This window comes from Pseudomonas sp. SDO5522_S412, from assembly GCF_054071215.1.
Genome location: NZ_JBSVWQ010000311.1, coordinates 1 through 5,618, shown reverse-complemented (window position 1 = coordinate 5,618; position 5,618 = coordinate 1). Strand labels below are relative to the sequence as shown.

The 5,618-nt window shown below is 61.2% G+C and carries 8 protein-coding genes; all 8 read left to right on the top strand.

All coding sequences use genetic code 11. The annotated features are described in order from the left end of the window. Positions 1 to 184: 184 nt before the first annotated feature. From fliL to flhB, 8 genes are read left to right on the top strand one after another with little or no spacing between them, the layout of a single operon-like run. Positions 185 to 685, top strand: a complete 501-nt coding sequence (gene fliL, locus ACW9I6_RS30365) for a flagellar basal body-associated protein FliL (protein WP_003214560.1) — start codon at positions 185 to 187, stop codon at positions 683 to 685. Between the two features lie 9 nt (positions 686 to 694). Continuing rightward, positions 695 to 1,663 carry a flagellar motor switch protein FliM gene (fliM, locus tag ACW9I6_RS30360; RefSeq protein ID WP_003214559.1) on the top strand — a complete coding sequence of 323 codons (969 nt, stop codon included), beginning with the start codon at positions 695 to 697 and terminating at the stop codon, positions 1,661 to 1,663. A 34-nt stretch (positions 1,664 to 1,697) separates the two neighbouring features. Continuing rightward, on the top strand, positions 1,698 to 2,165 hold the full coding sequence (gene fliN, locus ACW9I6_RS30355) for a flagellar motor switch protein FliN (RefSeq protein ID WP_003214557.1): 468 nt from the start codon (positions 1,698 to 1,700) through the stop codon (positions 2,163 to 2,165). A 1-nt stretch (position 2,166) separates the two neighbouring features. Beyond that, positions 2,167 to 2,601 (top strand): flagellar biosynthetic protein FliO, encoded by a 435-nt coding sequence (fliO, locus tag ACW9I6_RS30350; protein ID WP_023659254.1) that lies wholly within the window; start codon positions 2,167 to 2,169, stop codon positions 2,599 to 2,601. Next, positions 2,601 to 3,344: a flagellar type III secretion system pore protein FliP gene (fliP, locus tag ACW9I6_RS30345; RefSeq protein WP_003214554.1), complete on the top strand. Its 744-nt coding sequence runs from the start codon at positions 2,601 to 2,603 to the stop codon at positions 3,342 to 3,344. Before fliO ends, fliP begins: the two co-directional genes overlap by 1 nt. A gap of 3 nt (positions 3,345 to 3,347) precedes the next feature. Then, complete coding sequence (gene fliQ, locus ACW9I6_RS30340) at positions 3,348 to 3,617, top strand: flagellar biosynthesis protein FliQ (protein WP_003214552.1); 270 nt, start codon at positions 3,348 to 3,350, stop codon at positions 3,615 to 3,617. Positions 3,618 to 3,630: 13 nt separating this feature from the next. After that, complete coding sequence (fliR, locus tag ACW9I6_RS30335) at positions 3,631 to 4,407, top strand: flagellar biosynthetic protein FliR (RefSeq protein ID WP_003214551.1); 777 nt, start codon at positions 3,631 to 3,633, stop codon at positions 4,405 to 4,407. Positions 4,408 to 4,410: 3 nt separating this feature from the next. After that, entirely contained in the window at positions 4,411 to 5,547 is a 1,137-nt protein-coding gene (flhB, locus tag ACW9I6_RS30330; RefSeq protein ID WP_008430191.1) for a flagellar biosynthesis protein FlhB, read from the top strand. Positions 5,548 to 5,618: the final 71 nt, after the last annotated feature.

Here is a 5,618-nt window from a genome sequence, read left to right as displayed (position 1 = left end):
GTTGGGGAAGGGGGGGTGTAGGTAACTGTGAAGGGTGCGGCCCCACTGCTTTCGCGAGCAAGCCCGCTCCCACATTGGTTTTGCAGTGTCGGCGAAACCGTGACCGAACTGACAACTCTGGCATAACACTTGCTCTTGCCTTTCCCCAGAACTATGAATCCCAGAATAGTGACGGATTATTGGCATGGCGAAGAGCGACGACGCAGCAAAAGCACCCGCAGGCAAGGGCAAGCTCAAGCTTATCCTGCTGATTGTCCTGGCCTTGTTGCTGGCGATCGGCCTGTCCGTGGGGGCTACCTGGTACTTTATGCACAGTGCCCAGAGCAAACCGGCCGCCACGGCCGAGGTCAACCCCAACGTCAAGCAACCGGCAATCTTCGAGCCGATGCTGCCGGCGTTTGTCGCCAACTTCAATCAGAACGGCCGTCAACGCTACCTGCAGGTGAGCATTACCCTGTTGGCGCGTAACCAGGCAGACCTGGATGCCCTCAAGGTGCACATGCCAGTGATCCGCAACAACCTGGTGATGCTGTTTTCCGCCCAACCCTTCGACACCCTCGCCACCCCGGTGGGCCAGGAAATGCTGCGCCAGAAGGTCACTGCCAGCGTGCAGGAAGTGGCCCAGAAGGAAGTCGGCAAACCGGTGATCGAGCAGGTGCTCTTCACTAATTTCGTATTGCAGTAGGATCACGACATGGCCGTGCAGGACCTGCTGTCCCAGGATGAAATCGATGCGCTGCTCCATGGCGTCGACGATGGTCTGGTACAGACCGAAATGGCTGCCGAGCCCGGCAGCGTCAAAAGCTACGACCTGACCAGCCAGGATCGCATCGTCCGTGGACGCATGCCGACCCTGGAAATGATCAACGAGCGTTTTGCCCGTTACACCCGTATCAGCATGTTCAACATGCTGCGCCGCTCGGCGGACGTGGCGGTGGGCGGCGTGCAGGTGATGAAGTTCGGTGAGTACGTGCACTCGCTGTACGTGCCCACCAGCCTCAACCTGGTGAAGATCAAGCCGCTGCGCGGCACCGCGCTGTTCATCCTCGACGCCAAGCTGGTGTTCAAGCTGGTGGACAACTTCTTCGGCGGCGATGGCCGTCACGCCAAGATCGAAGGCCGTGAATTCACCCCGACCGAGTTGCGGGTGGTGCGCATGGTGCTGGAGCAGGCCTTCATCGACTTGAAGGAAGCCTGGCAGGCGATCATGGAAGTCAATTTCGAGTACATCAACTCGGAAGTGAACCCGGCCATGGCCAACATTGTCGGCCCCAGCGAAGCCATTGTGGTCTCCACCTTCCACATCGAACTCGATGGCGGCGGCGGCGACCTGCACGTGACCATGCCGTACTCGATGATCGAGCCGGTGCGCGAAATGCTCGATGCCGGTTTCCAGTCCGACCTCGACGACCAGGACGAACGCTGGGTGAAAGCCCTGCGCGAAGACCTGCTGGACGTCGACGTACCCCTGAGCGCCACCGTGGCCCGTCGCCAGCTGCGTTTGCGGGATATTTTGCACATGCAGCCGGGGGATGTGATTCCCGTCGACCTGCCGGAAGAACTGATCATGCGCGCCAACGGCGTGCCGTCGTTCAAGGTCAAGCTCGGTTCTCACAAAGGCAACCTGGCGTTGCAAGTGATCGAACCGATCAACCGTCGCTGATCCACCTTAATTTCTGCTCCGCCGAGGACATGTAATGGCTACCGAACACGAAAACACTTCCGCCGAAGACCAGGCCCTGGCTGACGAGTGGGCGGCTGCCCTGGAAGAAACCGGCGATGTCGGCCAGGACGATATCGATGCACTGCTGGCGGCCGATGCGGCCACTGCACCGGTTGGCAACCGCCTTCCCATGGAAGAGTTCGGCAGCGTGCCGAAGAACAATGACCCGGTGACCCTCGACGGTCCGAACCTGGACGTGATCCTCGACATCCCGGTGTCGATCTCCATGGAAGTCGGCAGCACCGAAATCAACATCCGCAACCTGCTGCAGCTCAACCAGGGGTCGGTGATCGAGCTGGACCGCCTGGCCGGCGAGCCGCTGGACGTGCTGGTCAACGGCACGCTGATCGCCCATGGCGAAGTGGTGGTGGTCAACGAGAAGTTCGGCATCCGCCTGACCGACGTGATCAGCCCAAGCGAACGCATCAAAAAGTTGCGTTGATATGAAGCGCTCATTGGTTGGACTGTTATCGACGCTGCCCTTGAGCGTAATGGCAGCAGAACCGGTTGCCCAGGCGGCTGCGCCTGCGCTTGGCAGCGGTGTGGGCGGGCAACTCACCCAGTTGGTGCTGGGGTTGTTGCTGGTGGTGGGGCTGATCTTCGTGCTCGCCTGGGTGCTGCGCCGCGTGCAGCGCATCGGCCCGGGCAATGCCCAGGTCATTGAGCTGGTGGGTTCACGCGCCCTTGGCCCGCGGGACAGGCTGGTGCTGGTGCAGGTCGGCGACGAGCAGATCCTGCTGGGCATCACCCCCGGTCGCATCACCCCGTTGCACGTGCTCAAGTCGCCTGTGGAAGTGGCCCAGACCCAAGCGGCCACGCCGGAATTCGCCCAGCGCCTCATGGAGTTGCTGGGCAAGGATCAGAAGGATAAGAAGTAATGCGCGTTTTATTGACGCTCATGCTGTTGCTGGCAGCGCCGCTGGCGTACGCGGCAGACCCGTTGTCGATCCCGGCGATCACCCTGGGCACTAACGCGGCGGGCGCGCAGGAGTATTCGGTCAGCCTGCAGATCCTGCTGATCATGACCGCGCTGAGCTTCATCCCCGCGTTCGTGATGCTGATGACCAGCTTCACCCGCATCATCATCGTGTTCTCGATCCTGCGTCAGGCCCTCGGCCTGCAACAGACGCCGTCGAACCAGATCCTCACCGGCATGGCGCTGTTCCTGACGCTGTTCATCATGGCGCCGGTGTTCGACAAGGTGAACCAGCAAGCCCTGCAACCGTACCTGGCGGAGAAAATGACCGCCCAGGATGCGATCGACAAGGCCCAGGGCCCGATTAAGGATTTCATGCTGTCGCAGACCCGTTCCAGCGACCTCGAGTTGTTTGTGCGGTTGTCCAAGCGTACCGACATCGCCAGCCCCGACATGGCACCGCTGACCATCCTGGTGCCGGCGTTCGTGACCTCGGAGTTGAAGACCGCGTTCCAGATCGGCTTCATGATCTTCATTCCGTTCCTGATCATCGACCTCGTCGTGGCGAGTGTGCTGATGGCCATGGGTATGATGATGCTGTCGCCGCTGATCATTTCGTTGCCGTTCAAGATCATGCTGTTTGTGTTGGTGGACGGGTGGGCGCTGATAATCGGCACCCTGGCCGGCAGTTTCGGTGGGGTGTAGGCCATGACGCCAGAAGTAGCAGTCGACCTGTTTCGCGAAGCCCTGTGGCTGACCACCATGATGGTCGCCGTACTGGTGGTGCCGAGCCTGTTGGTGGGCCTGTTGGTGGCGATGTTCCAGGCCGCGACCCAGATCAACGAACAGACCCTGAGCTTTTTGCCGCGCCTGCTGGTGATGCTGATCACCCTGATCGTCGCCGGCCCGTGGCTGGTGCAAACCTTCATGGAATACATCCTGCAGCTGTACGGCAGTATTCCGCAGTTGATCGGCTGACCCCGTGAATTCGATGCTGGCCTTGACCGACACCCAGATCAGCACCTGGGTGGCCTCGTTCATCCTGCCGTTGTTCCGGGTCACGGCCGTGCTGATGACCATGCCGGTGTTCGGCACCACCCTGGTACCACGGCGCATCCGCCTGTATTTCGCGGTGGCGATCACCGTGGTGATCGTGCCGGGCTTGCCGCCGATGCCACCGGTGAATGCCCTGGACCTCAGTGCAATGATGTTGATCGCCGAGCAAATCATCATCGGCGCCTTGCTGGGCTTCTCCCTGACGCTGTTCTTCCAGGCCTTCGTGATCGCCGGGCAGATCATCTCGATCCAGATGGGCATGGGCTTCGCGTCCATGGTCGACCCTACCAACGGCGTGTCGGTGGCGGTGATCGGGCAATTCCTGACGATGCTGGTGACCTTGCTGTTCCTGGCCATGAACGGCCACCTGGTGGTGTTCGAGGTGATGACCGAAAGCTTCACCACCTTGCCGGTGGGCAGCGGGTTGGTGGTCAATCATTTCTGGGAGCTGGTGGGGCGCTTGAGCTGGGTGCTCGGTGCATCCCTGCTGCTGGTATTGCCGGCGATCACTGCGCTGCTGGTGGTCAACATCGCCTTTGGCGTGATGACCCGGGCGGCGCCGCAGTTGAACATCTTCTCCATCGGTTTCCCGTTGACCCTGGTGCTGGGCATGGGGATTTTCTGGGTCGGCATGGCTGACATTCTCAATCAGTATCAACCGCTGGCGACCGACGCCTTGCAGTTTTTACGTGACTTGGCGCGGGCGCGGTAAGCCATGGCCGAGAGCGAGAGTGGCCAGGACAAGACAGAAGACCCCACGGAGAAACGTAAAAAGGACTCCCGGGAAAAGGGCGAGATTGCCCGCTCCAAAGAGCTCAACACCCTGGCGATCATGCTCGCCGGTTCCGGCGGCCTGCTGATCTACGGCGGGGGCCTGGCCCTGGACCTGATGGAGTTGATGCGCCTGAATTTCTCCCTGCCCCGCGACGTGCTGCTGAGCCCGGGCGCCATGGGCTTGTACCTGCTGCACTCGGGCAAGATCGCGATCCTCGCGGTGCAGCCGATCCTCATCACCTTGTTGCTGGCGGCCCTGATCGGCCCGATTTCCCTCGGCGGCTGGCTGTTTGCCGCCGGCAGCCTGGCGCCCAAATTCAGCCGGATGAACCCGGCGGCCGGGCTCAAGCGGATGTTTTCCACCAAGGCCCTGGTGGAGCTGCTCAAGGCCTTGGCCAAGTTCATCCTGATCCTGTTTGTGGCGTTGACGGTGTTGTCGTCCGACATCGACGACCTGCTGCGCATCGCCCATGAGCCGATCGAGCTGGCGATCATCCACAGTGTGCAAGTGGTGGGCTGGAGTTCGCTGTGGATGGCCTGCGGGCTGATCATCATTGCTGCGGTGGATGCGCCGATCCAGCTGTGGGAAAGCCACAAGAAACTGCTGATGACCAAGCAGGAAGTGCGCGACGAGCACAAGGACCAGGAAGGCCGGCCCGAGGTCAAGCAGCGGATTCGCCAGCTGCAGCGCGAGATGTCCCAGCGCAAGATGATGGCCTCGGTGCCCGATGCCGATGTGGTCATCACCAACCCGACCCACTACGCCGTGGCGCTCAAGTACGACCCGGAGAAGGGTGGGGCGCCGATGTTGCTGGCCAAGGGCAGTGATTTCACGGCGTTGAAAATCCGCGAGATTGCGGTCGCCAATGACATCCTGCTGCTGGAATCGCCGGAGTTGGCGCGGTCGATCTTCTACTCCACCGACCTGGACCAGGAAATTCCGGCCGGGTTGTATCTGGCGGTGGCTCAGGTGTTGGCGTACGTGTATCAGATCCGCCAGTACCGGGCGGGCAAGGGCAAGCGGCCGGATCCGCTCAAAGACCTGCCGATTCCGCCGGATTTGCGTCGGGATTCCTGATTTTGTAGCGCCGTTCCCGGCCTCTTCGCGAGCAAGCCCGCTCCCACATTTGACCGTGTATATCCTGTAGA

Excerpts from the sequence above, each read along its gene's own strand:
- fliL (WP_003214560.1), top strand. The coding sequence starts at position 185 with ATGGCGAAGAGCGACGACGCAGCAAAAGCACCCGCAGGCAAGGGCAAG.
- fliM (WP_003214559.1), top strand. The coding sequence starts at position 695 with ATGGCCGTGCAGGACCTGCTGTCCCAGGATGAAATCGATGCGCTGCTC.
- fliN (WP_003214557.1), top strand. The coding sequence starts at position 1,698 with ATGGCTACCGAACACGAAAACACTTCCGCCGAAGACCAGGCCCTGGCT.
- fliO (WP_023659254.1), top strand. The coding sequence starts at position 2,167 with ATGAAGCGCTCATTGGTTGGACTGTTATCGACGCTGCCCTTGAGCGTA.
- fliP (WP_003214554.1), top strand. The coding sequence starts at position 2,601 with ATGCGCGTTTTATTGACGCTCATGCTGTTGCTGGCAGCGCCGCTGGCG.
- fliQ (WP_003214552.1), top strand. The coding sequence starts at position 3,348 with ATGACGCCAGAAGTAGCAGTCGACCTGTTTCGCGAAGCCCTGTGGCTG.
- fliR (WP_003214551.1), top strand. The coding sequence starts at position 3,631 with ATGCTGGCCTTGACCGACACCCAGATCAGCACCTGGGTGGCCTCGTTC.
- flhB (WP_008430191.1), top strand. The coding sequence starts at position 4,411 with ATGGCCGAGAGCGAGAGTGGCCAGGACAAGACAGAAGACCCCACGGAG.